This is a genomic window from Cyanobium sp. Aljojuca 7A6, from assembly GCF_024346455.1.
In the GTDB taxonomy this organism is placed as follows: Bacteria; Cyanobacteriota; Cyanobacteriia; order PCC-6307; family Cyanobiaceae; genus Cyanobium.
Genome location: NZ_JAGQCY010000005.1, coordinates 87,661 through 110,940 on the forward strand (window position 1 = coordinate 87,661; position 23,280 = coordinate 110,940).

Genomic DNA, 23,280 nt, shown 5'->3' on the forward strand with positions numbered 1-23,280 from the left:
CCATGACCAGCACCGCCCTCTCCCCCGAACCGCCCGCCTCCTGGCGGCGTTATTTCAGCTTCAGCACCGATGCCAAGGTGATCGGCATCCAGTACATCGTGGTGGCCTTCTTCTTCTTCCTGGTGGGTGGCCTGCTGGCCATGATCATGCGGGGCGAACTGATCACGCCGGAGGCCGACCTGGTGGATCGCACCGTGTACAACGGCCTCTACACGATGCACGGAACGATCATGCTGTTCCTGTTCATCTTTCCGGTGCTCAACGGGCTCAACAACCTGTTGATTCCCACCATGATCGGTGCCCCCGACATGGCCTTCCCGCGGCTCAACACCGCCGCCTTCTGGCTGGTGCCGGTGTTCGGCATCCTGCTGATCGCCAGCTTCTTCGTGCCCAGTGGCCCGGCCACCTCCGGCTGGTGGTCGTACCCGCCGGTGAGTCTGCAGAACCCCCTCGGCCACCTGATCAACGGCGAGTTCCTCTGGGTGCTGGCGGTGGCCCTCTCCGGCGTCTCCTCGATCATGGGGGCGGTGAACTTTGTCACCACGATCCTGCGGATGCGGGCGCCGGGCATGGGCTTCTTCCGCATGCCCGTGTTCTGCTGGACGGCGCTTGCCGCCCAGACCCTGCAGCTGATCGGCCTGCCCGCCCTCACCGGCGGCGCCGTGATGCTGCTGCTCGATCTGAGCGTCGGCACCTCGTTCTACAGGCCCGAAGGGGGCGGCGATCCGGTGCTGTATCAGCACTTCTTCTGGTTCTATTCCCACCCGGCGGTGTATGTGATCATCCTGCCGGTGTTCGGCATCTTCTCGGAGCTGTTCCCCGTCTATTCGCGCAAGCCCCTGTTCGGCTACGTCTATGTGTGCCTGGCATCGTTCATCATCGTCGGCCTGGGGCTGATCGTCTGGGTGCACCACATGTTCCCCAGTGGCGTGACCCAGTGGATGCGCAACCTGTTCATGGTCACCACGATGCTGATCGCCGTGCCCACCGGGGTGAAGGTGTTCGCCTGGCTGGGCACCCTATGGAACGGCAAGATCCGGCTCACCACCCCGATGCTGTTCTGCATGGGTGGCCTGTTCAACTTCGTCTTCGCCGGGATCACCGGCATCATGCTGGCCACCGTGCCGATCGACATTCACGTCAGCAACACCTACTTCGTGGTGGGTCACTTCCACTATGTGATCTATGGCGCGGCCGTCATGGGTGTGTTCGCCGCCATCTACCACTGGTTTCCCAAGTTCACCGGCCGCATGCCCTACGAGGGCCTCGGCAAGCTGCACTTCCTGCTCACCTTCGTGGGCGCCAACCTCAACTTTCTGCCCATGCACCCCCTCGGTCTGATGGGCATGCCCCGGCGGGTCTCTTCCTACGACCCGGAGTTCGCCTTCTGGAACGTGCTGGCCAGCCTGGGGGCCTTCCTGCTGGGGGTCTCGATCATCCCCTTCCTGCTCAACATGATCAGCTCCTGGGCCCGGGGTCCCAGGGCGCCCCACAACCCCTGGAACGCCATCGGCCTGGAGTGGCTGCTGCCGTCACCCCCGGCGGAGGACAACTTCGGCGAGCACGTTCCCACCGTGATCAGCCGCCCCTACGGCTATGGCACCGGTGAGCCGCTGGTGGAGCACGAGGCCGAGATCGAGCGCGAGCTCACCCTTCAGGAGGCCAACCGATGAGCAGCATACCCGTCCCCCCCGCCAGCCCGTCCGGGGCCCACGGCGAGGGCCAGCACGCCAACCACAACCTGACCGGTTTCATCATCTTTCTGTGCTCCGAAAGCGTCATCTTTCTGGCGTTCTTCAGTGGCTACGCCCTGCTGCGCCTCTCCGCCCTTGACTGGCTGCCCGCCGGTGTCGACGGCCTGGAATGGCGCATGCCGCTGATCAACACGGTGGTGCTGGTGTCCAGCTCCTTCACGATGGTGGTGGCCGAGCATTTCAAAGGCAAGGGGAAGATCTGGCTGTTCCGGGGCTTCTGGCTGCTGACCATGGCCATGGGGGCCTATTTCCTCTACGGCCAGGCGGTGGAATGGAGCGGCCTCACGTTCGGCTTCACCTCCGGCACTTTCGGCGGCACCTTCTATCTGCTCACCGGCTTCCATGGCCTGCATGTGCTCACCGGCATCCTGCTGATGGGCCTGATGCTGGCCAAATCCTTCCTCCCGGGCAACTACGCCGGTGGGGAAGAAGGCGTCATCGCCACGTCCCTGTTCTGGCACTTCGTGGATGTGATCTGGATCATCCTGTTCGTGCTGCTCTATGTCTGGAGAGCCTGAACCATGATCATTGACGACAACCACTACGACGTCATCCTGATCGGCAGCGGTGCCGGTGGCGGCACCCTGGCCGCCGCCCTTGCCGATGGGGGCCACACGGTGCTGTTGCTGGAGCGCGGTGGCGTCATGCCCCGGGCCGACCAGAACGTGGCTGAGGTGGGGCTGTTCCGCAAGCAGCTCTACCACCCCGAGGAGAAGTGGTTCGGCACCGACGGTGATCCCTTCTCCCCCCAGATGGTGCATGCCATCGGCGGCAACACCAAGATCTGGGGCGGCGTGCTGGAACGCCTGCGTGAGCAGGAGTTCGTTGGCGTGCCCCTGCAGGAGGGGCCCTCCCCCGACTGGGAGCTGCGCTACGACGACCTGGCCCCCTGGTACGACAGGGCGGAGACGCTCTATCACGTCCATGGCGTGGCCGGCGCCGATCCCACCGCCCCTGGGCGCAACAGCCCCTATCCCGCCGCGCCACGGCCGGTGGAGCCGTTCCTGGTGGAGCTGCGGGCCGCGCTCGAACGCCAGGGTCTGCATCCCTACGACCTGCCCCTGAGCTGGTCCGATTCAGCGGTCGATCCCACCGGGGATGCCGAGCTGTTCGGCGTGGATCCGGCGCGGACCAGCGGCGGGGTCACGGTCAAGGAGCACGCCCGGGTGATGCAGCTGCACGTCAACCCTTCGGGCCAGGAGGTGCGCGGCGTCGAAGCGGAGATCGACAACCAGCGCTGGCTGTTCCGCGGCCACCAGGTCGTGCTGGCCGCCGGGGCCATCGGCACGCCGGAGATCCTGCTGCGCTCCGCCACCGATCACCACGCCCGCGGCCTGGCCAACGGCTCCGATCAGGTGGGCCGCAACCTGATGAAGCCCCAGCTCACCTCGATCCTCCAGCTGGCGGCCGCCCCCAATTCGGGCCGCTACGGCCGCGGCCATGGCATCACCGACTTCTACTGGGGCGACAAGAACGTCGACTTCCCCCTTGGTTCGATCCAGAGCGGCGGCGGCGTGCTCCAGGACGCCCTGTTCGCCGAATCACCGCCGGTGCTCTCCCTGGTGACCCGCCTGCTGCCGGATTTCGGCCTCGAGCAGCTGGCCTCCCGCTCGATCACCTGGTGGGCGATGAGCGCCGTGCGGCCCGATCCCCACAACCGGGTCGCCCTGCGGGGCAACCTGCTGCAGATTCATTACACGGCCAACAACCGGGAGGCCCACGACCGCCTCGTCTACCGCTGGATCGACAGCCTCAAGGCCGTGGAGGCCGACCCCCTGACCCTTGTCACCAAGGCCGCCCCCACCCACCCCCGCGGCGAAGCGCCCCTGCCGGTGATCGGCGGCGCCTGCGGCACTTGCCGCATGGGCTCGGATCCGGCCACCTCGGTGGTCAACCTGCAGGGCCGCAGCCACGAGGTGGCCAACCTCTGGATCGTCGATGCCAGCGTGCTGCCCTTCTGCCCGTCGGTGGGGGTGGGGCTCACGGTGATCGCCAACGCCCTGCGCATCGGCGCCGCCCTGAAGGCCTCCCTGTGACCCCCAGCGTCCCCAGCCGCGCCGCGCTCGACGCCATCAGCCCGTCGGAAAGCCGGCGCATGGCCGAGCGCGACCACGACCTCGCCCCCTGGAGCCTCTGGGGCAGCTACCTGAGCGAGCGCCAGTGGGGCACGGTGCGCGAGGACTATTCCGCCGACGGGGATGCCTGGACCTCCTTCCCCCACGACCACGCCCGCTCCCGCGTCTACCGCTGGGGCGAGGACGGCCTGCTGGGCCTCTGCGACGACCAGTGCCGCCTGTGCTTCTCGCTGGCCCTCTGGAACGGCGTGGATCCAATCCTCAAGGAACGACCCTTCGGGCTCGGCAATCCCGAAGGCAACCATGGCGAGGATCTCAAGGACTATTTCTTCCATCTCGCCAACACCCCCACCCACAGCTTCATGCGGGGGCTCTACAAGTACCCGCAGCGGGCCTTGCCCTACGAGCAGCTGCGGGAGGAGAACGGCCGCCGCGGCCGCGACCAGCCCGAGTACGAACTGGTCGACACGGGGATCTTCGACGACAGCCGCTACTTCGATGTCGTCATCACGTACGCCAAGGCCGGACCGGAGGACCTGCTGATCCGCCTGCGGGCCACCAACCGCGGCCCCGAAGCGGCCCCGCTCACCCTGCTGCCGAGCCTGTGGCTGCGCAACACCTGGCGCTGGGGCTATCCCGATGAAGTCGAGCACCGGATCCGCCCGGTCGGTGGCGCCGGCGATGGCGCCAGCGGCCCATCGGTGGTCACCGATGGGATCCCCCATCTGGGGGTGTATCAGCTCGACTGCGAGGAGCCCGGCCACTGGATCTTCACCGACAACGAAACCAACAGCGAGCGGCTCTGGGGCCAGCCCAACGCCACGGCCTTCCAGAAGGACGGCTTCCACCGCCATGTGGTCGACGGCGAAACCGGCGCGGTGAATCCGGCCCTGGAGGGCAGCAAGGCGGGCCGCCTGCTGCAGCGCACCCTGGCCGCCGGCGAGGAATGGGTGGTGGAACTGCGGCTGCACCGCGTCGACGGCCCCGCGCCGGCCCCTGCCCTGGAGCGGGACGCCGTTGCAGCGACCTTCGCCGAACGTGAACGGGAGTGGCTGGAGTATTTCGAGCATCGCGTTCCCGGCCTGTCCGAAGACGACCGGCGCATCCACCTGGCCGGCACCGCCGGGCTGCTCTGGTGCAAGAAGTACTACGGCTGGAGCGTGATGCGCTGGCTGGAAGGCGACCCCACCGGCACGCCCCCACCGGCCCAGCGGCGTCACACCCAGAACGCCTACTGGCAACGGCTGCACGCCCACGACGTGATCTCGATGCCGGATTGCTGGGAATACCCCTACTTCTGCCAATGGGATCTGATGTTCCACGCGGTGGCCTTCGCCGTCTTCGATCCGGCGACGGCCAAGGAGCAGTGCATGCTGCTGCGCAAACCCCACTACACCGCACCCAACGCCCAGACCCCCGCCTACGAATGGGCCCTGTCCGATCCCAATCCGCCGATTGGCGCCTGGGCGGCGATGCGCATCTATCAGATCGATCGCAAGAATTCCGACACCGCCGATCTGGCCTTCCTGCGGGCGGCCCTGCGCAAGCTGATCCTGGAGTACGGCTGGTGGGCGAACCGCAACGACCGCTCCGGCGACAACGTGTTCGAAGGGGGCTTCCTGGGCCTCGACAACATCGCCGTGTTCGACCGGCGTTTCCCCCTGGCCGACGGCAGCATCATCGAGCAGTGCGACGGCACGGCCTGGATGGCCTCGCTCAGTCTCAACCTGCTGCAGATCGCCGTGGAGCTGAGCCACGAAGAGCCGGAGTACGCCGACATCTGCGAACGGTTCGTGGTGGATTTCGTGCAGCTGGCCATCGGCCTCAACAATCCGGCCGGCCGCAACTACCTCAACTGGGACGAGGAGGACGGCTTCTATTACGACGTGATCAAACGGCCCGACGGCAGCGTCGACTACCTGCGCACCCGTTCACTTTCGGGCCTGGTGCCGCTGCTGGCGGTGCAGAGCTTCGACATCGACACCGTGGCACGGCTACCGATGCTGGATGTCACCCGCACCCTGGCGTGGTTCACCCATGAGCGCACCACACCCTCCTGGATCGTGGAAAATCTGGGGATCTGGCACAACGACCGGGTGCTGTTCACCCTGGTGCCCAGGGAGCGCCTGCAGCGCATCTGCGAGCGGCTCTTCGATGAGGCGGAGTTTCTCTCGCCCTACGGCATCCGTTCCCTTTCCAAGGTGTACGAACGGCACCCCTACACCTACACCGAAGGCAGCCAGAGTCAGACCCTCGCCTACAGCCCGGCCGACAGTCCGGTGGCCATGTTCGGGGGCAACTCCAACTGGCGCGGGCCGGTGTGGATGCCGATGAACTTCCTGCTGATCGAATCGCTGCAGAAGTTTGCCCACTTCTACGACGACAGCTTCAAGGTGGAGTTCCCCACACGCTCCGGCCACTGGATCAGCCTCTGGGAGGCCTCCCTGGAGCTGGAAAAACGCTTGGTGGGTCTGTTCCGCCGGGATAGCGAGGGCCGCCGCCCCTTCAATGGCGGCGTGGAGCTCTTCCAGAGCGATCCCCACTGGCGCGATCTGATCCTGTTCAACGAATACTTCCACGGCGACAATGGCAGCGGCGTCGGTGCCTCCCATCAGACCGGCTGGAGCGCCATGGTCTGCAAGATGCTCAACCAGCTCAACCGCTACACCCCCCCCGTCATGAACACCCCGTCATGAGCTCCCCGTCCCCCAGCGCCGCGATCGCCGGTCCGAGTGTTCACACCTCGCCCCTGCCGGCCGCAGAGCAACTGCAGGTGAGCCACGGGGCCCACTTCGATGTGGTGATCATCGGCAGCGGCGCCGGTGGCGGCACCCTGGCCCGCCACCTGGCCCCCACGGGCCTGAAGGTGCTGGTGCTGGAGCGGGGCGACTGGCTGCCCCAGGAACCCCAGAACTGGGACGCCGAAGCGGTGTTCCAGCAGAACCGCTATGTGTCGAAGGATCCCTGGCTCGACAAGCACGGCAAGAGCTTCCAGCCCGGCAGCCATTACTTCGTCGGGGGCGCCACCAAGATGTATGGCGCTGCCCACTTCCGCCTGCGCCAGCAGGACTTCGAGCAGCTGGCCCACTTCGATGGCACATCGCCGGCCTGGCCCCTGCGCTACGCCGATTTCGAGCCCTGGTATCAGAGGGCCGAGGAGATGTACCACGTGCACGGCCAGCGCGGTGAGGATCCCACCGAGCCGCCCTGCAGTGGCCCCTACCCCCATCCGCCCGTGGCCCATGAGCCGCGGATGCAGAAGCTCGTCGACGACCTGCGCTCCGCCGGGCTGCACCCGTTCCATGCCCCCAGCGGCGTGCAGCTCGATGAGGCCAACATGGCCTTCAGCCGTTGCCGCAAGTGCAACTGCTGCGATGGTTTCCCCTGCCTGGTGCACGCCAAATCGGACGCGGAGGTGCTGGGCCTCCGGCCGGCCCTGGCGAGCTCCAACGTGTCCCTGCTGACGCGGGCGCTGGTGAAGCGGCTGCACACCGATGCCTCCGGCCGCACGGTCAGCGCCGTGGAGCTTGAGCGGGACGGCGAGCCGCTGACGGTCAGCGGGGATGTGGTGGTGGTGAGCTGCGGCGCCGCCAACAGCGCCCGGCTGCTGCTTGTATCGGCCAACGACCAGCATCCCCGGGGCCTGGCCAACGGCTCCGACCAGGTGGGCCGCCACTACATGTTCCACAACAGCAAGGCGATGGTGGCCCTGGCCCATGAGCCGAACCTCACCGTGTTCCAGAAAACGGTCTCCATCAACGACTGGTATCTCGGGGATGCCGACTTCGACTATCCGATGGGCAACATCCAGATGACGGGCAAGACCAACGGCACGATCATGAAGGGCTACGCGCCTCTGGAAACCTTCCTGATGCCCGGCTGGAGCATGGACAAGATCGCCCAGCATGCCCTCGACTTCTGGATCTCCAGCGAGGATCTTCCCGATCCCAACAACCGGGTGACCGTGACCGGCTCCGGTCAGATTCAGCTCAGCTACACCCCCAACAACCTCACCGCCTCGGCGCGCCTCGTCAGCCGGCTGGAGGGCCTGCTGGATCGCCTCTATCTGCGCCAGCACCTGGTGGAGCGCCAGTTCTACATCGCCAACAGCATGGGCATCGCCGCCGTGGGGCACCAGGCCGGCACCTGCCGTTTCGGCAGCGATCCGGCCAGCTCGGTGCTCGACCTCGACTGCAAGGCCCACGAACTCGACAACCTTTACGTCGTCGACACCAGCTTCATGCCCACGATCGGCGCCGTGAATCCCTCCCTCACCGCCATCGCCAACGCCCTGCGGGTGGGCACCCACCTGGTGGAGCGGCTGCGGGGCTGAGGGTGGCCATGCGCAACCTGAATCGGCTCCCTGGGCCCCCTGACGAGCGGCGGGTGCTGCTGGCCCTCGGCAGCGCCTGGGCCCTGACGGCCGGCTGGTTCCTGTTCTGGCCGGTACCCACCGAGGTGATCGGCCGGGGGGTGGTGATCGTGCCCGGTGGCGCCACGGTGATCGATGCCCGGGCCGAGGGTCAGATCCTCAGCCTGCCGGTGCGGGTTGGGGAGCGGGTGAGCCGTGGCCAGACCCTGCTGCGCCTCTACCTGCCCACCCTGGAGCAGCAACTGCGCCGTCAGGAGAAGGATCTGGCGGAACTGATCCGCATCAACGCCGATCTCGACCGGCGCGACCAGGCGCGACTGGCCTCGGCCCGGCGGCTGCGGGACACGGCCCTGGCCCAGCTGGGTGGCAACCGTGAACGCCTCGACGCCCTGCGTCGCGTCTACGACCAGAAGGTGGCCGATTTCCGCCATCTCGCCCGCCGCGAGGTGGTGGCGCCCCTGGCCGGGGAGGTGGTGGCCAGCGAAGACCGGGCCATCCAGCTCGACAACAGCGTCGCCGATCTCGGCATCCGCGAACGGGAGGCCATCGACGCCTGGGAGACGGTGAAGCTGGGCATCGAGACCGAAGCCCAGCGGCGGCGCTTTGCCATCAGTGACGCGCGCCGCGCCGTGGGGGTCACCCAGGCCCGGCTGAGCTTCGACGGCAGCCTCAACGCCACCCGGGATGGGCGGCTGCTGGACCTGCAGGTGGTGAGCGGTCAGACGGTGAAACCGGGCCAACGCCTCGGCACCCTGGGGGGCCCTGAGGGTGGCCAGACCCCGCAGGCCGTGGCCTACTTCGCGCCGGCCGATGCCCGCCGCCTGCGCCCCGGCCTGGCCATGGAGGTGGTGCCGGACTGGAACGAGCGGGGCCGCTTCGGCGGCATCCGTGGTCGCGTCAGCAGCATCAACCTGCTGCCCGCCACCAGCGAAGATGTCAACACCACCATGGGCAACCCCCAGCTGGCGGAAGCCCTGGTGCGACACGGACCGGTGATGCGCACCGAGATCACCTTGCTGAGCGCGGGCGACGCTGCCGACTTCGATGGCTTCCGCTGGACCCTCAGCCGCGGCAGCAGCGTCTTTCCGATCCGCGAGGGGCTGACCCTCAAGGCCCACGGCTACGTCGAATGGCGCCCACCGGTCAGCTACCTGCTGCCGATGCTGCGCGACCTCACGGGCAGCTATCGCACCCTGCGCCAGCAGGAGCGCCAGGACCAGGCGCCCCTGCGGCAGCAGGACGCTTTGCCATGACCCGCGAACTGCCCTGGCTGGTGCTGGTGGCGGCCCTGCTGGTGGTGTTGCTGCATGCCAACGCCCCGGAAGTGTGGTTCTGGTTCGCGGCCCTGCTGGTGCTGCTGCTGTGGCGCACGTTCGCCTGGCGCCACCGCCGCTGGCAGCGGCTCTGTGGCGGTGCTCAGGAGCCGCCCAGCACCAGCGGCAGCGCCACCGGCTGATCGGGCCGGTCCGGCACCGGCAGCAGCTCACGCAGCAGCTGGGCGTAGCTGACATTGGCCAGGGTGGTGGACTCGGCCACCCCCTCCATGGCGCCGGTGAGGGTGGCCACCGTGGTGGCCACATCGCTGTAGTCGGCCAGTCCGAGCTGGTAGCGGGCCCGCACATCGCGGAAGGCCTCCCGGGAGGCGCTGTAGGAGGCGCGGGCCGCCACGATCTGGCGCAGGGCGGCCCGGTGGTCGTAGAAGGCGGCCTCGAGGCGCTGGCGGATGGCGTTGCGTTCGCGGGCCAGGCTCTGGTCGGTGCGCGCTGCGGCGCTGCGGCTGGCGGCCACGGCGCCGGCGGTGACGCCGCCATCGAAGAAACGCCAATGCAGCTGCAGGCCCGCGGCCCAGTCGGAGCGCTGGTTGAGCAGCTGGGGAATGAGGGCCGAGCTGCAGCAGCCATCCAGCTCGATCACCGGTTGGGTGATCAGCCCCTGGCCGTAGCCACCGGTGGCCACCAGCCGCAGGCTGGGCAGCAGTTCGGCGGCGCGGCGATCGGCCTGGCGCAGCAGGCCGTCACGGGCGGCCTGCAGGGCCCGCAGCTGGGGGTTGTCGCGCCAGCCGCGCACGATCGTCTGCTCCAGATCGAGGGGCCAGGGGGGCTGCAGCCGCACCGCCTCGCTGGCCCGCAGGCTGACATCGAAGGGCACGTTGATCAGGTTGCTGAGCTGGCGCTGACGGCTCAGCTGCAGGGCCTCCGCCTGCTCAAGGCGATAAAGACTCTGCTGCAGGGCGGCCTCGGCCCGGAGCCGGTCCAGCCGCGGCACCAGGCCCGCCTGCTGGAGGGCCGCCACCTGGTCGCGCACCACCGTGTCGCTCTCGGCGACGGCCCGGCGAATGCGCTGCAGCTGGTCGGCGAGCTGCAGGCCGTAGTAGGCGACGCTCACATCCAGCTGCAGCTGGCGCAACCGATCGGCGTAGCGCTGGCGGGAGGCCTTGAGGCCGTCGTCGGCCTCAGCGATGCTGGCGGCGCGATAGGGGCTGATCAGCTCCCAGCCCAGTTCCATGCGGGCGGCGGCCGCACCAACATTGGACTGCACCACATTCCAGCCCTGGTTGCGGACCAGAAACGGGGAGCCCGCTGGATAGATCCCGGCGTTGTCGGTCCAGACCTGGCTGTAGGAACGCTGCTGGCGGAAGCCACCGGCCAGGTTCAGGCCCAGGTCCGGCCACCAGCGCCCCCGGGCCGAGCCGGCCAGGTCCTGCTGCTCGCGCACCCCCAGCACGGCGGCGGCCAGATCCGGATCGTTGCGCACCGCCACCGCCAGGGCCTCGGCCAGGCTGAGCCGCTGGCGCCGCGCGATGTGCACCCCCTCGGGCGCCTGCGGCAGGGCCGTCGCGGCCGGGGCCGGCAGGTCGGACGCGGTGGGGGCGGCGCCTTCCGCATCCCCAGCCCCATCCACCTCCGGCCCGGCCGGCAGCAGGCTGCGGTCGAGCCGTTCGAGATCCTGCTGAAACCCCTGGAGGCTGCGCAGCAGCACCGGGGAGGGGGGTGGCAGGCGGCGCGGCTGGGGCACCGGAACCTGGGCCTGGGCCTGGGCCACCGGCGCCAAGAGAGCCAGAGCCAGGGCCGGGACCAGCCAGCCTGGGACGCGGCATCTGGTCATGGCTGACGGGGGAACGGGTCTGGCACCGCGTCCTTGCTGGGGGGAGCCTGGATCAGGTCGTGGAGGCCCAGGCTGGTGCGGGCCAGACAGCCGATCGAGAAGCAGATGGCGGCACTGCCGAACAGGCCCAGCTGAGCCTCCTGCGTCTCACCTTCAAGGCGGGTCATGGCCAGCAACACCACCCCGGCGGCCAGCCAGGGCAGGGTCACGACCATGCCGAGCTGGGAACGGGTCATCGCCATCAGCGCAGACCCAGCTCCTGGCGTAGCTGCAACTCCAGCTGGCGCACAGCGCTGAAACGCGCCATGGCCCAGGAGAGCTGACAGACACAGCCGATGGAGAAGCAGATCGCCGCGTTGCCGAACAACCCCCAGGCGTGGCTGTGCAGGTTGAAATCCTCGGCCAGCAACAGCCGCAGCGCCAGGATCACCAGCAGGCCGGCCACCACCCAGGGGCCATACACCCAGCCGACAAAGAACTGATCGACGAACAGCCGACGCGGCGACGGGGCCATGACACCGATAGCCAGGAGCCCAAGTCTGCCGCCGGCACCCGGCGATACAAGCCGCCCCAGCCGCAGGTCCAGCTGGTCCTCAGGAGCTGCGCCGCCTGAGGGCCAGCAGCAGCGACTCGAACACCTCCGGCAGGGGCGCCTCGCACACCAACCGCTCGCCGCTGATCGGGTGGTCGAGGGCCAGCCGCACCGCATGCAGGGCCTGGCCGCTGAGGGCCAGCGGCAGCTTGCGGCAACGGCCATAGGTGGCATCGCCCACGATCGGATGGCCCGTGTGGGCGCAGTGCACCCGGATCTGGTGGGTGCGGCCCGTGTCGAGCTTGAAGCGCAGCAGGGAGTAATCGCCCAGGGGCTCGACCAGGCGCCAGTGGGTGCAGGCATGGCGCCCGGTGCTGTCCGAAACCACGGCGTACTTCTTGCGATCGACCGGATGGCGACCGATGGCCGCCACGATCGTGCCACTGTCGGCCGCGGGCTGGCCATGCACCACCGCCAGGTACTCCCGCGAGGCGATGCGCTTCTGGATCTGCACCTGCAGCTTCACCAGCGCCTCCTGGCTCTTGGCGACGACGATGCAGCCGGTGGTGTCCTTGTCGAGCCGGTGCACGATGCCGGGCCGCATCTCGCCACCGATGCCCGGCAGGTCGGGGCAGTGGTGCAGCAGGCCGTTCACCAGGGTGCCGTCCTTGTTGCCGGGGGCGGGATGGACCGTGAGCCCGGCGGGCTTGTTGATCACAATCAGATGGGCGTCTTCGAACAGCACGTCCAGCGCCATGGGCTGGGCCACCAGATAGGGCAGGGGCTCCGGCGGCGGCATCCACAGCTCCACGCTGTCGTCGGTGCGCAGGGGCGTCTTGGCCCGACCCGTGACGCCGTTGACCCGCACATATCCCGCCTCGATGAACTTCTGGATCCGGGCTCGGCTCTGCTCGGGCCGCTGGGACACCAGCCAGCGGTCGAGCCGCATCGGCAGCGGCTTCGGGTAATGGAGCGTCAGCAGCTCCCCTTCACCTTCACCAAACGCGGCCATCACAGCATCATCGTCAGTGCGGCTCTCCCCACATGGGGCCGTCGGAGGGCGGTGGGGAGTAACCGGGCGGCAGTTTCGATAACCAGACGTCTGCATCATCACTTCGACCCCGACCATACGGTGAGCAGTCAACGCTTCTGGACGCCATTGGGGTCATTGATGGGTGAACCCCAATCGCTGACAACGCCCGGATGTGCGAATGGGCCATCACGAGCAGAATCCATGCCTACAGGAGGGCGGGTCATCGGGTCAGTCCGCAACGCATCATCTCCCCACCACAACCACCGCCGGCGTCATGACACCCCGCAGCCTCCCGCCGTTGCTTCACCAACAACAGCAGCGACCAGTCGGCCATCGGTTGGAGTGGTTCTTTTGGACACTGGTCAGCCTCTCGACCCTGATCTATTTGGCTGCAGCCGGAAACGACAACAGCTTTCATGATTTCCTCGGAGGGCGGTTTCCAGTTGCAGACGGGTTCGACTGGCTGAAGGCTTCTCTGGATGCAGCCAGTGGCTACCGCACGGATTATGGGGTCCGGAGACCCTGGAACCTCCCTTTCAACGTGGCCTCCCTCTGGCTCGGTCACCGCATCGGACCTGACCCTCTGGTGAGTGCTCTGGCCATCAAACGGCTCTTGGCTCTGGCGAGCATCGCCGCCGTTCTGACGGCGCTCCGTCCGCGGCTGACGCTGATCGCCACAGCGGGGCTCGGCGCGCTCCTGGTGAGCACGCTACCCAGGTTTGAATCGTCTCCATTCCTGGACTTCACTGGCCAGGGCCTTGGCTACACCCACGGCTCCGAACTCAATGCCTTCATCTTCGTGAACGTCGCCCTTGCGTGGTTCGTGCTGGGGAACGATTCTCTCAAAGCCGGGAGGTTCCGCGAGCACGCCATTCGAAGCGCCGCTGGCTTTCTATTGCTCACACTGGCGGTCCAGGCCCGCCCAGGAACTCTGGGATTACTCCCTTCCCTGGCGGTCCTGGTAGCCGTTGCGGCAGGTCGCCTCGGGTCCCAGGGGAAGCAGCCGTCCTGGGCCTGGCGACGCCTCCTCTCCATCCTGCTGCTGGCCCTTCTTGGCTGGTTGCTGATTTCGGGAGGACAGCTGGCGCTGGAGCGAAACCTGGCCAGAACCGCCTGCGGGTCCATCGGCGCCAACTCGGGGGGTTCGATCATGGGCATGGCCACAGGCCAGACCTGGCGCGAAGCCTTGAAGGAGACCAACGAAACCGGATTGCCGGGATGTGGCCGTGAACTGTCAAGGATCCAGAGAAACATTGGCATCGAGCGCCTACGAAGCAACCCACTTCCCTTTCTCAACCTCCTGAAGCGCAATACGCTCATGCTTCTTTCTCTCCCCTCCGTCTTACTGACCTTGATTTGTCCTTGGATCTTGATGCTTGCTTTGACCATGCAGAAAAGATCCTTGAGATGGCGAGAGGACAGGGCCAACTCAGGAGAACTTCTGATCATTGGCCTAGCTCTATGTGGTAGCTTAAGCATCATCGCTTTCCAGTTTTTATTCTTCAGTGAAGCAGGGTTAAGGCCATCAACTCCCTACAGCATCTTCCCATTTTTGCTTCTTATTGGCACTGTCGATAAAAGCCTTGTAGTCATTTCCCCTTCATTTTCTCCCGCTGGAATTCAATCAAGGCACGGTCCTTTCATTGCTCCTCTCCTGACGCTGGCTCTGGCCGCTTATTTGACAGTGGGCATGCTACTGATCCATCGCCAGGCCCTTCTCAGCGCTGGCTATGGCCAGGTGACTGGATCCATACAGGTCACTCCAGGATGGTTGAAAGAGTGGACGGATTACCGGGCCATTTCTCCGTCAATTGAGATCATGTATCAATCCCAAATCTCTCCAGATCTTACGGGAATGACGAACTCAGAGCATCAAATACCTGCGCTGATGTGTGTTCATTACAGTCGTAGGGGTTTGCCTTGGGGAATGCCATTCGGGAAACTGAGCATCACCCGTGGACAGTGCTGATCGAGATCACGAAACTTCCACTCCCGAACCTGAATCAAGTTGGGGAGTGACGGGTAGCTCCAAGGAGATCGGCCCCAGCAGCGAGCGGCGGAAATCATCGAGCAGGCGCTGGGCCATGCGGGCCGTGTCGCCACTGGTGTGGCGGGCTGCGCTGGCACTGAGCCAGGCAGTAGCGTCCGGAGCCCCGGGGGGCATGGCCACCCCGTAACGCCGCTCCAGCAGCCCGGGCGCCACCCCGGCGGCCGCCACGATCTCCAGCTGGGGCAGCAGCCGCAGGAAAGCCAGGGCCACCGCTTCGCCGTCGTAGGAGGCCTGGCCGATGTCGTCGCAGAGGGCCAGCCGCAACCCGGCCAGCTGGTCATCGAGGCGGGGGGGCAGCACACCGGGGGCATCGAGCAGATCCAGGTCCTGGCCCAGCCGCACCCAGCGCAGGCTGCGGGTGACACCGGCCCGGCGGGCGCTCTCCACCACCTTCTGGCGCACCAGCCGGTTGATCAGCGCCGACTTGCCCACGTTGGGGAAACCGAGCATCAGGGCCCGCACCGGCCTGGCCCGCATTCCACGGCCGGCCCGGCGGGCGTTGAGCTGCTCCCCGGCCCGGATCGCCGCCTGTTGCAACTGCTTCACGCCGGTACCCACCTTGGCATCGCACCACCAGGGCACCTCGCCCCGCGCGCGAAACCAGCCGTCCCAGGCCAGACGGGCCGCAGGGCTGACCATGTCGCGGCGATTGATCACCAGCAGGTGCTGCTTGCCCCGGATCCAGCGCTGCAGCCGCGGGTGGCCCGTGGCCAGGGGGATGCGGGCGTCGCGCACCTCGATGACCAGATCCACCTTCTCCAGATTGGCGCTGAGGGCCTTCTCCGCCTTGGCGATGTGGCCGGGGTACCACTGAATCGGTGGGGCGGCCGTGCTGAGGCGGACGGTGTCGCCGGCGTCCGGCATCAGGGCACCACCAACACCGGACAGGGCGCCAGCTGCAGCACCCGGGCGGCGGTGCTCTGGTGGTCACCCTCCAAGGTGATGCCCCGGGTGCCCATGACGATCACGTCGGCGTTGATCTCATCGGCCACGTCGCCGATCACGAAGGCCGGCTTTCCCTCCCGCTCGAGCACCTCACAGGCCACGCCGGCCTGGGTGAAGCTGGCGCGGGCCTGCTCCAGCAGCCGGGCCACATCGGCCGGGTCATGCATCACGCCTTCTTCGGCCTCCACCACCGACAGCAGCACGATGCGGCTGCCGTGGCGCTGGGCGAGCTGCAGGGCGACGGCCGCCGTTTCCATCGTCTGGCGGCTCTGGTCGATGGGAAACAGGACGGTGTCAAACATGGTGGTAGGTCCAGCCCCCTTGTCCTAGCGCCGACCGCTGCGGCCGCCAGACACAGGGGGTGGGAAGAACCGAATCGCGCCAGTGGCGGGGTGGGAGGGGCCGGAGGCTAATCTCCCCCCGGCTTTCCTTACACGTAACCGTGGCGAAGCGATCCCTCTCCAGCCTCAGCGCCGATGATCTCCGCGGCCAGCGGGTGCTGGTCAGGGTCGACTTCAACGTACCCCTCGATGAGGCTGGCGCCATCACCGATGACACCCGCATCCGCGCGGCCCTGCCGACCGTGCGCCATCTGATCGACCACGGCGCCAGGGTGCTGCTGGCGGCCCACTTCGGCCGGCCCAAGGGCCAGGTGAATGACGCCATGCGCCTCACCCCGGTGGCGGCCCGTCTCAGCGAGCTGCTGGGCCAATCCGTGGTCAAGACCGACAGCTGCATCGGCCCCGACGCCGAGGCCAAGGTGGCCGCCATGGCTGATGGCGATGTGGTGCTGCTCGAGAACGTGCGCTTTTTCGCTGAGGAGGAGAAGAACGACGCCGGCTTCGCCGCAAAGCTGGCGGCCCTGGCCGACATCTACGTGAACGATGCCTTCGGCGCCGCCCACCGGGCCCATGCCTCCACCGAGGGGGTCACCAACTACCTGAGCCCCAGCGTGGCCGGCTTCCTGATGGAGAAGGAGCTGCAGTACCTGCAGGGCGCCATCGATGAGCCCAAGCGCCCCCTGGCCGCCATCGTGGGCGGCTCCAAGGTGAGCAGCAAGATCGGCGTGCTCGAGTCGCTGATCGACAAGTGCGACAAGGTGCTGATCGGCGGCGGCATGATCTTCACCTTCTACAAGGCCCGTGGGCTGGCGGTGGGCAAGAGCCTGGTGGAGGAGGACAAGCTGGAACTGGCCAAGGAACTGGAAGCCAAGGCGGCCGCCAAGGGCGTCCAACTGCTGCTCCCCACCGATGTGGTGCTGGCCGACAACTTCTCTCCTGACGCCAACACCCAGACCACCGCGATCGACGCCATCCCCGATGGCTGGATGGGCCTCGACATCGGCCCCGATTCGGTGAAGGCTTTCCAGGACGCCCTGGCCGACTGCAAAACCGTGATCTGGAACGGCCCCATGGGCGTGTTTGAGTTCGACGCCTTCGCCGCCGGCACCAACGCCATCGCCCACACCCTGGCCGAGCTCAGCGGCAGTGGCTGCTGCACGATCATCGGCGGCGGTGACTCGGTGGCGGCGGTGGAGAAGGTGGGCGTGGCCGAGAAGATGAGCCACATCTCCACCGGCGGCGGCGCCAGCCTGGAGCTCCTTGAAGGCAAGGTGCTGCCAGGCGTGGCCGCCCTCGACGAGGCCTGAAGCAGGGCCTCAGATGGTCCCGGGGGTGCCGGGCCTGCCCTCACCCCATTTCCCCTTGCGGTCGCCCTTGCCCCACTGGGGCATGGCGATGCCGTTGCGCTCGAACAGCGCCTTCATGGACGCCCGATGCTGCTGACGCTGGCGCTGGCTGGCCTCGCGCTGCTGCTTCATGCAGCCTCGCAGGGCTTCGCTACTGCCGGCGGCGGACAGGCAGCGCTCGCCGCTCTGCAGGATGGCGATGCGGGCCTGCTGATCGCTGATCGCCAGGCGCTTCTGGTCGGGAAAGATCTTCTGCATTTGGGCGGGTGTGGGACGTCCGGCCTCGGAAGGGCCGCCCTGGGCCATGGCGACACCGGTGGAGCCGAGGATCGCGGCGAGAACGGCGATCCGCAGGGGCTGAAGAAGGTTGGAAGGCATGGGAGGAACTTTGCTGAACACATCCATCGTGACCGTCACGTGTGACGGCAATCGGACTGGCCACTCGCCAGCTGTGACCAGATGCGACTGATGCTGCCTCACACCCCCGGCAGGGGCCAGGCCCGCAGCGCTACGGCGAAGCGCCCCAGCGAAGGATCGGCAGCCGCAGGCGCCTCCAGCCGCCGCAAGTCACCGCCATGGTCACGGGCCACCTTGGCGGCGATGGCCAGGCCCAGGCCGCAGTGCCCCTCGCCGCCGCGGGCCTGATCGAGCCGCTGGAAGGGCGTCATGGCCTTCTGCCACTGCTCCGGGTCGATGCCCTCGCCACAATCCCAGACCTGGATTTCAAAGCCACTTTCCACGGGTCCAGCCTCGCCGCGGAGGCGCACCGCCCCGTCGCCCGGGCCGAGGGGCCGCAGCACCAGCCGCAGGGGCGGCCGGCCGTAGGTGAGGGCGTTGTCGAGCAGGTTGCCCACCGCCCGCGCCAGTGCAATCGGGCGCACCCGCCGCACCAGGGGCTCCAGATCCAGCTCCAGGGGCACCTCCCCCACCGCCGCCGCTGCCTCCGCCACCAAGGCATCGAGCGGCACGAGCACGGGACTCTCCCCGGCTTCGGCCCCGGCGAAGATCATGAACTGGCGGGTGATCCGCTCGATCGAGCGGATGTCGGCCTGGGCCCGCTCCAGTTCCTGGGGCGCCATCGGGCCCTCGGCGGCAAGCGCCAGGCGCAACCGCAGCCGGGTCAGGGGACTGCGCAGGTCATGGGCAATGCCGGCCAGCATCGTGGTCCGCTCCCGGCCGGAGTCCTCCAGCCGCAGCAGCATGGCGTTGAAGCGGGCCATCAGCTGCCGCACCGCCGGGGCGCCCTGGTCCGGCAGGGCTTCCGGCAGAGCTTCCAGGCCCACGTCGGCCAGGGCCTCCTGCAGACGGGTCAGGGGCCGCTGAATCTCCAGCGTCAGGAAGAGCAACAGGGCCCCGAGTGCGCCCAGGCCGATCGACATGGACAGCAGCAAGGGATCGGGCGGCCAGCCCCGCGGTGAGGGCAGGGAGACGAACAGCCACACCGGCTCGAGGGGAGAGGCCATCTCCACCCACACCCCCCGCTGCGGGGAAAAGGCCGGCTGCACCGCCGGACAACGGCCCAGCCGGCGGCACAGCTCCGCCTGCAGCCGCTCGGCCTGCCAGCGCAGCCGCCGGTCCCCCCGGCCCACCCACCTCGCCGTTGCCGCCGGCTCTGGCCGGCGGCCCACCACCAGCTGCATGCCGCTGATCTGGCCAAGCACCTCCGGGCTGAAGCGTTCCAGGGCCACCTCCCCCAGCACCAGATTCGAGGCCACCTCCGAGCCCGTCTGAATCAGCAGCTGCTGGGCCAGGCGCCGACCCAGCAGCAGGTGCAGCAGCAGCAGGCTGAGGGCGGCCGCGCCGGTGCCAGCCAGCAGGTAAGCCAGCGTGCGCCCCAGCGACGGCCGCCAGAAGCGATCAGGACTGGCGGGGCTTGCCATCGGGGACGAACACGTAGCCATAGCCCCAGACCGTCTGCACATAGCGGGGCCGGGCCGGCTCCGGTTCGATCAGCCGCCGCAGCCGTGAGACCTGCACATCCATGCTGCGACTGTCGGTGTCGCTGCCCGGGCCCCGGGCCAGTTCGATCAGCCGCTCCCGTGACAGGGGCCGGTGGGGGTGCTGCACGAAGGCCGCCAGCAAGGCGAACTCGCCGCCGGTGATCGTCAGCGCCTCCCCCTGGCGCTCCAGGGTGCGGGCCGCCAGATCCACCTCGAGGTCGCCGAACCCGATCCGGGCCCCATCGGGCTGGGGCAATCCGCCGGGGAGAGTGCCGCGGCGACGCAACACCGCCTCGATCCGGGCTGTCAGCTCCCGCGGCAGGAAGGGCTTGGCCAGGTAGTCGTCGGCCCCCTGCTCCAGGCCGATGATCCGATCCACCGCATCGGCCCGGGCCGTCAGCATCAGCACGGGCAGGTCGTCCTCCCCGTCCCGCAGGCGCCGCAGCAAGGTGAGGCCGTCGTCGCCGGGCAGCATCAGGTCGAGCACCAGCAGGTCAGGACGCTGGCCCTCCAGCCGGGCCATCAGCTGGGCGCCATCGCCCATGCAGCGGACCTCGTAGCCCTGGTCACCCAGGTAGGTGGACAGGAGATGGCGCAGATCCGGATCGTCATCCACCACCCAGATCCGATGGGGTCGGCCCATGGTTCAGAGCTCGAGCGACTGGCGATCGGCGACAACGCGCACACGCTTGGTGGCGCTGACGATGCCGTTGGGGTGCACCAGCAGCACGGCCCAGGTCTGGGAACCGGGGGAGAGGGGAGCCTGCACGATCTTGAACAGCCCGCCGCCGCCGAGGGCGCCAAGTTCCATGCTCGGGCTGGCCATCGTGGCCTGCTGCTGGGGGGTGATGGCCGCAATGCCCCCAGCGGAGAGGGCACCGTCGAGGGGATCGTCGAAGATCACGTCGACGTCGTAGCGCTGGCCGGTCAGCACCGCGTCGGGGATCAGCAGGCTCACCGGCAGGGGCTTGTCACCGCTGCGCAGCAACGACTGCTCCCGCAGCACCGTCTGGCCATTGATGCGGGTTCCGTCGCTTTGCAGGGCCAGCTGCTGCTCCGCCTCCAGCCGGTAGGTGGTGCCGCCCTGACGCCGGGTGCCATCCACCCGGAGGGTCACCGTGGGCTGGCCGTCGCGCATCTGGGCGCCGCTGCGCAGCTGCCAGCGGGCATCGGGAAACTGCTGCCGCAGCAAGCGGCGGCGGCTTTCCAGCTGGGCGGGATCCAGCCCAGGCCCCGCCTGCAGCAGAGCAGCCAGGGCCGTGTCGGAGCTGCTGTTGAGGGCACTTTCGAGGGCCTGCAGCTGGGCGGGCGAGGGCGGGGCCGCCAGGGCGGGGGCCACACCAGCGCCGGCCAGCACGATGGTCGCCAGCAGAGCGCCCAGCCGCTGCGACGGCTGAACCGGGGGGAGGGAGGCGTTCGGCAGGCGGGACGGGACCATGGAGAGGGAGGGAACCGGGGCGGCGGTGAGCGGACCGGAATCGGCTTTTAAGTTAGGCGCGCTCGTCCCACCCGCCCATGCCGACCCTGCTGATCGCCGCCAGCGGCACGGGTGGCCACCTGTTCCCCGCCCTGGCGGTGGCCGAAGCTCTTCCCGCCGACTGGCAGGTGCACTGGGTGGGGGTACCGAACCGGTTGGAGACCGACCTTGTCCCCAGCCGGTACCCCCTGCACATGGTGCGGGCCGGCGGACTGCAGGGACGGGGGCTGCGGAAGCTCTGGAACCTGCTGCAACTGCTGCTGGCGGTGCTGCCGATGCGGCGCCTGATCCGACGGGAGGGGGTGAGCGCGGTGTTCAGCAGCGGCGGGTACATCGCCGCGCCGGCGATCCTGGCCGCCCGCTGGTGCGGGGTGCCAGTGGTGCTGCACGAAAGCAACGCCATTCCGGGCCGGGTGACCCGGCTGCTGGGCCCCCTCTGCACCCGGGTGGCGGTGGGCCTCCCCCAGGCAGCCGAGCGCTTGCCCCGCTGCCGACCCCTGGTGTGCGGCACCCCGGTACGGCGGGACTTCCTTACCCCCTCGCCCCTGCCGGAGTGGGTGCCCGGAGGTGACGGCCCCCTGCTGCTGGTGATGGGGGGCAGCCAGGGGGCCCTGCGCCTCAACCGCATGGTGCGGCCCCTGCTGCCGCAACTGGCGTCCAGCGGTTGCCGCATCGTGCACCTCACGGGCAGCCAGGATCCTGAGGCTGGAACGCTGCAGCTCGACGGGGTGGTGGAGCGAGCCTTCAGCGACGAACTTCCGGGCCTGCTGCAGCACTGCGATCTAGCCGTCAGCCGGGCCGGCGCCGGCAGCCTCAGCGAGTTGGCCGTCTGTGGCACGCCGGCAATCCTGGTGCCCTTCCCGGCGGCCGCCGACCGGCATCAGGACGCCAATGCCGCCGCCGCCGCCAGCCTGGGTGCCGCGGTGATCGTCTGGCAGCACGAGCCAGGCGAACCGGCCCTGGAGCGGGCTGTGTGGCGGCTGCTGGGGCCCCGCCTGCGGGGCAGCCCCGCCGGCGCCGATCCCCTGGTGCCGATGGGCGACGGCATGGAGGCCCTGGCGGTGCGGGACGCCGACCGACGGCTGGTGCAGGTGCTGGAGCAGCTCATCGGCCGCGGCTGATCTGCTCCAGGGCCGCCAGCAGGCGCCGGTTGCCGGCCCTGTCCTGGACGGCGATCCGCAGCCAGTTGTCGCCGAGGCCCTCGAAGGAGCGGCAGTCGCGCACCAGGATCCGGTGCTGACGTTCCAGTGCCAACCGAAGTGGCTGGAGCGAACCGGCCGCTGCTGTGCTCCGCACCAGCAGGTAGTTGGCGGCCGAGGGCAGGGGCTCCAGTCCGGGCACCTGGGCCAGACGCCCCGCCAGCCAGGCCCCCTCTGCGGCCACCCAGTGCTGCACCCGCTGCTGCCAGCGCCGCAGGCCGGCCTGATCGGCCATCAGAGCCTGCCCCGCCGCCGCCGCCAGGCCGTTGACGGGCCAGGGGTCGCGCCAGGCGGCCCAGCGGGACAGCCGCTCAGCGCCACCCAGGGCGTAGCCGAGCCGCAGTCCGGCGATCGAGAACAGCTTGGTGAGGCTGCGAATCACCACGAGGTTGGGATGGGCTTTCAGGAGCGTCACCAGCGACTGGTCCTCCCCGTCGGGCACCAGCGGCAGGAACGCCTCATCGGCCACCACCAGGGCAAAACGCTCCAGCAGGGGTTCCAGCGAGGCCCGGCTCCAGAGCTGGCCGGTGGGGTTGTGGGGATTGGTGAGCCACAGCACGGCCGGACGGGATGACGCGGCGGCCGCTGCCAGCGGCCAGGCGCAGGGGCCGGCGCCACACCAGTCCAGGGGCAGCGGCAGGCCTAGCCACGCGCCGCCCCAGCAGTCCAGGGCCCGGCGGTAGTCGGCGAACCCTGGCTCCGGCAGCAGGCTCAGGCCACTGGCGGCGGCGTCCCGCGCCGCCCAGGTGAACAGTTCGGCGGCGCCGTTGCCAGGCAGGACCATGGCCGGGTCGAGCCCGTGCCAGGCGGCGATGGCCCCGCGCAGGGCCCGGTAGTCCCGATCGGGGTAGTCGCGCAGATCGCTGCCCAGCGCCCGGTGCAGCAGGCGCTTCAGCCGGGGCGGCGGACCGAAGGGCACCAGGGAGGCGCTGGCGTCCAGCAACTGGGCCGGCCGGCATCCGAGACGTCGGGCGGCCGCCTGGAGATTGCCGCCATGGGGTTCCGGCGGTTCAGGTAGCCCCGTCACCGGGTGGGGAGCTGGCACCGGCTCCAGGGAACATTCAGGCGTTAATAACACGGAAGGGTGGCGGTGCTGCTGCAATAGGGGAAC

Annotated in this window: 21 protein-coding genes; 10 read left to right on the forward strand and 11 right to left on the reverse strand. The window is 68.5% G+C overall.

Going from position 1 to position 23,280, the window contains the following annotated elements:
- Positions 1–2: 2 nt before the first annotated feature.
- Genes KBY95_RS06345 through KBY95_RS06375 form a run of 7 tightly spaced genes read left to right on the forward strand, consistent with a single transcriptional unit; the run spans position 3 to position 9,657 of the window.
- Positions 3–1,673: a cbb3-type cytochrome c oxidase subunit I gene (locus KBY95_RS06345; protein ID WP_254964125.1), complete on the forward strand. Its 1,671-nt coding sequence runs from the start codon at positions 3–5 to the stop codon at positions 1,671–1,673.
- Complete coding sequence (locus tag KBY95_RS06350) at positions 1,670–2,272, forward strand: heme-copper oxidase subunit III (RefSeq protein WP_254964126.1); 603 nt, start codon at positions 1,670–1,672, stop codon at positions 2,270–2,272. The genes KBY95_RS06345 and KBY95_RS06350 overlap by 4 nt, the downstream gene beginning before the upstream one ends.
- A 3-nt stretch (positions 2,273–2,275) precedes the next feature.
- On the forward strand, positions 2,276–3,790 hold the full coding sequence (locus KBY95_RS06355; RefSeq protein ID WP_254964127.1) for a GMC oxidoreductase: 1,515 nt from the start codon (positions 2,276–2,278) through the stop codon (positions 3,788–3,790).
- 59 nt (positions 3,791–3,849) lie between these two features.
- Positions 3,850–6,525, forward strand: coding sequence for an MGH1-like glycoside hydrolase domain-containing protein (locus KBY95_RS06360; protein ID WP_254964212.1), 2,676 nt, complete (start codon positions 3,850–3,852; stop codon positions 6,523–6,525).
- Positions 6,522–8,162 (forward strand): GMC family oxidoreductase, encoded by a 1,641-nt coding sequence (locus KBY95_RS06365; protein WP_254964128.1) that lies wholly within the window; start codon positions 6,522–6,524, stop codon positions 8,160–8,162. The genes KBY95_RS06360 and KBY95_RS06365 overlap by 4 nt, the downstream gene beginning before the upstream one ends.
- 8 nt (positions 8,163–8,170) lie before the next feature.
- Complete coding sequence (locus tag KBY95_RS06370; protein WP_254964129.1) at positions 8,171–9,454, forward strand: NHLP bacteriocin system secretion protein; 1,284 nt, start codon at positions 8,171–8,173, stop codon at positions 9,452–9,454.
- Complete coding sequence (locus tag KBY95_RS06375) at positions 9,451–9,657, forward strand: hypothetical protein (protein WP_254964130.1); 207 nt, start codon at positions 9,451–9,453, stop codon at positions 9,655–9,657. The genes KBY95_RS06370 and KBY95_RS06375 overlap by 4 nt, the downstream gene beginning before the upstream one ends.
- Here KBY95_RS06375 and KBY95_RS06380 read toward each other — a convergent pair.
- The 4 genes from KBY95_RS06380 to KBY95_RS06395 all read right to left on the reverse strand — a co-directional run bounded on the left by KBY95_RS06380 (position 9,618) and on the right by KBY95_RS06395 (position 12,850).
- Positions 9,618–11,306 carry a TolC family protein gene (locus KBY95_RS06380; protein ID WP_254964131.1) on the reverse strand — a complete coding sequence of 563 codons (1,689 nt, stop codon included), beginning with the start codon at positions 11,304–11,306 and terminating at the stop codon, positions 9,618–9,620. The genes KBY95_RS06375 and KBY95_RS06380 overlap by 40 nt on opposite strands.
- A complete protein-coding gene (locus KBY95_RS06385; RefSeq protein WP_254964132.1) occupies positions 11,303–11,542 on the reverse strand; it encodes a hypothetical protein in 240 nt (79 codons plus the stop codon). Before KBY95_RS06385 ends, KBY95_RS06380 begins: the two co-directional genes overlap by 4 nt.
- A 5-nt stretch (positions 11,543–11,547) precedes the next feature.
- Positions 11,548–11,820: a hypothetical protein gene (locus KBY95_RS06390; protein ID WP_254964133.1), complete on the reverse strand. Its 273-nt coding sequence runs from the start codon at positions 11,818–11,820 to the stop codon at positions 11,548–11,550.
- Positions 11,821–11,899: 79 nt separating this feature from the next.
- A complete protein-coding gene (locus KBY95_RS06395; protein ID WP_254964134.1) occupies positions 11,900–12,850 on the reverse strand; it encodes an RluA family pseudouridine synthase in 951 nt (316 codons plus the stop codon).
- A gap of 295 nt (positions 12,851–13,145) precedes the next feature.
- On the opposite strand from KBY95_RS06395, the gene KBY95_RS06400 reads away from it, so the two are divergent.
- A complete protein-coding gene (locus KBY95_RS06400) occupies positions 13,146–14,840 on the forward strand; it encodes a hypothetical protein (protein WP_254964135.1) in 1,695 nt (564 codons plus the stop codon).
- Between the two features lie 6 nt (positions 14,841–14,846).
- Here KBY95_RS06400 and ylqF read toward each other — a convergent pair whose 3' ends face one another.
- A complete protein-coding gene (ylqF, locus tag KBY95_RS06405; RefSeq protein ID WP_254964136.1) occupies positions 14,847–15,785 on the reverse strand; it encodes a ribosome biogenesis GTPase YlqF in 939 nt (312 codons plus the stop codon).
- On the reverse strand, positions 15,785–16,168 hold the full coding sequence (locus tag KBY95_RS06410; RefSeq protein ID WP_254944890.1) for a universal stress protein: 384 nt from the start codon (positions 16,166–16,168) through the stop codon (positions 15,785–15,787). The genes ylqF and KBY95_RS06410 overlap by 1 nt, the downstream gene beginning before the upstream one ends.
- Before the next feature lie 140 nt (positions 16,169–16,308).
- On the opposite strand from KBY95_RS06410, the gene KBY95_RS06415 reads away from it, so the two are divergent.
- On the forward strand, positions 16,309–17,514 hold the full coding sequence (locus KBY95_RS06415; RefSeq protein ID WP_254964137.1) for a phosphoglycerate kinase: 1,206 nt from the start codon (positions 16,309–16,311) through the stop codon (positions 17,512–17,514).
- A 9-nt stretch (positions 17,515–17,523) separates the two neighbouring features.
- Here the strand turns inward: KBY95_RS06415 and KBY95_RS06420 are convergent, their stop codons facing one another.
- The 4 genes from KBY95_RS06420 to KBY95_RS06435 all read right to left on the reverse strand — a co-directional run bounded on the left by KBY95_RS06420 (position 17,524) and on the right by KBY95_RS06435 (position 20,931).
- The gene (locus KBY95_RS06420; protein ID WP_254964138.1) at positions 17,524–17,931 is read right to left on the reverse strand and encodes a hypothetical protein; all 408 of its coding nucleotides are present in this window, start codon (positions 17,929–17,931) and stop codon (positions 17,524–17,526) included.
- A 98-nt stretch (positions 17,932–18,029) separates the two neighbouring features.
- Positions 18,030–19,433 (reverse strand): HAMP domain-containing sensor histidine kinase, encoded by a 1,404-nt coding sequence (locus KBY95_RS06425; protein ID WP_254964139.1) that lies wholly within the window; start codon positions 19,431–19,433, stop codon positions 18,030–18,032.
- Entirely contained in the window at positions 19,411–20,136 is a 726-nt protein-coding gene (locus KBY95_RS06430) for a response regulator (protein WP_254964140.1), read from the reverse strand. Before KBY95_RS06430 ends, KBY95_RS06425 begins: the two co-directional genes overlap by 23 nt.
- Before the next feature lie 3 nt (positions 20,137–20,139).
- Positions 20,140–20,931, reverse strand: a complete 792-nt coding sequence (locus KBY95_RS06435; RefSeq protein ID WP_254964141.1) for a hypothetical protein — start codon at positions 20,929–20,931, stop codon at positions 20,140–20,142.
- Between the two features lie 77 nt (positions 20,932–21,008).
- Here KBY95_RS06435 and KBY95_RS06440 point away from each other — a divergent pair, with 77 nt between their 5' ends.
- The gene (locus KBY95_RS06440) at positions 21,009–22,091 is read left to right on the forward strand and encodes a glycosyltransferase (RefSeq protein ID WP_254964142.1); all 1,083 of its coding nucleotides are present in this window, start codon (positions 21,009–21,011) and stop codon (positions 22,089–22,091) included.
- Here KBY95_RS06440 and KBY95_RS06445 read toward each other — a convergent pair.
- Positions 22,075–23,214: a histidinol-phosphate transaminase gene (locus KBY95_RS06445; protein WP_254964143.1), complete on the reverse strand. Its 1,140-nt coding sequence runs from the start codon at positions 23,212–23,214 to the stop codon at positions 22,075–22,077. The genes KBY95_RS06440 and KBY95_RS06445 overlap by 17 nt on opposite strands.
- Between the last annotated feature and the right edge of the window lie 66 nt (positions 23,215–23,280).

Coding starts and splice junctions, on each gene's coding strand:
- KBY95_RS06345 (WP_254964125.1), top strand. CDS start 3: ATGACCAGCACCGCCCTCTCCCCCGAACCGCCCGCCTCCTGGCGGCGT.
- KBY95_RS06350 (WP_254964126.1), top strand. CDS start 1,670: ATGAGCAGCATACCCGTCCCCCCCGCCAGCCCGTCCGGGGCCCACGGC.
- KBY95_RS06355 (WP_254964127.1), top strand. CDS start 2,276: ATGATCATTGACGACAACCACTACGACGTCATCCTGATCGGCAGCGGT.
- KBY95_RS06360 (WP_254964212.1), top strand. CDS start 3,850: ATGGCCGAGCGCGACCACGACCTCGCCCCCTGGAGCCTCTGGGGCAGC.
- KBY95_RS06365 (WP_254964128.1), top strand. CDS start 6,522: ATGAGCTCCCCGTCCCCCAGCGCCGCGATCGCCGGTCCGAGTGTTCAC.
- KBY95_RS06370 (WP_254964129.1), top strand. CDS start 8,171: ATGCGCAACCTGAATCGGCTCCCTGGGCCCCCTGACGAGCGGCGGGTG.
- KBY95_RS06375 (WP_254964130.1), top strand. CDS start 9,451: ATGACCCGCGAACTGCCCTGGCTGGTGCTGGTGGCGGCCCTGCTGGTG.
- KBY95_RS06380 (WP_254964131.1), bottom strand. CDS start 11,306: ATGACCAGATGCCGCGTCCCAGGCTGGCTGGTCCCGGCCCTGGCTCTG.
- KBY95_RS06385 (WP_254964132.1), bottom strand. CDS start 11,542: ATGACCCGTTCCCAGCTCGGCATGGTCGTGACCCTGCCCTGGCTGGCC.
- KBY95_RS06390 (WP_254964133.1), bottom strand. CDS start 11,820: ATGGCCCCGTCGCCGCGTCGGCTGTTCGTCGATCAGTTCTTTGTCGGC.
- KBY95_RS06395 (WP_254964134.1), bottom strand. CDS start 12,850: ATGGCCGCGTTTGGTGAAGGTGAAGGGGAGCTGCTGACGCTCCATTAC.
- KBY95_RS06400 (WP_254964135.1), top strand. CDS start 13,146: ATGACACCCCGCAGCCTCCCGCCGTTGCTTCACCAACAACAGCAGCGA.
- ylqF (WP_254964136.1), bottom strand. CDS start 15,785: ATGCCGGACGCCGGCGACACCGTCCGCCTCAGCACGGCCGCCCCACCG.
- KBY95_RS06410 (WP_254944890.1), bottom strand. CDS start 16,168: ATGTTTGACACCGTCCTGTTTCCCATCGACCAGAGCCGCCAGACGATG.
- KBY95_RS06420 (WP_254964138.1), bottom strand. CDS start 17,931: ATGCCTTCCAACCTTCTTCAGCCCCTGCGGATCGCCGTTCTCGCCGCG.
- KBY95_RS06425 (WP_254964139.1), bottom strand. CDS start 19,433: ATGGCAAGCCCCGCCAGTCCTGATCGCTTCTGGCGGCCGTCGCTGGGG.
- KBY95_RS06430 (WP_254964140.1), bottom strand. CDS start 20,136: ATGGGCCGACCCCATCGGATCTGGGTGGTGGATGACGATCCGGATCTG.
- KBY95_RS06435 (WP_254964141.1), bottom strand. CDS start 20,931: ATGGTCCCGTCCCGCCTGCCGAACGCCTCCCTCCCCCCGGTTCAGCCG.
- KBY95_RS06440 (WP_254964142.1), top strand. CDS start 21,009: ATGCCGACCCTGCTGATCGCCGCCAGCGGCACGGGTGGCCACCTGTTC.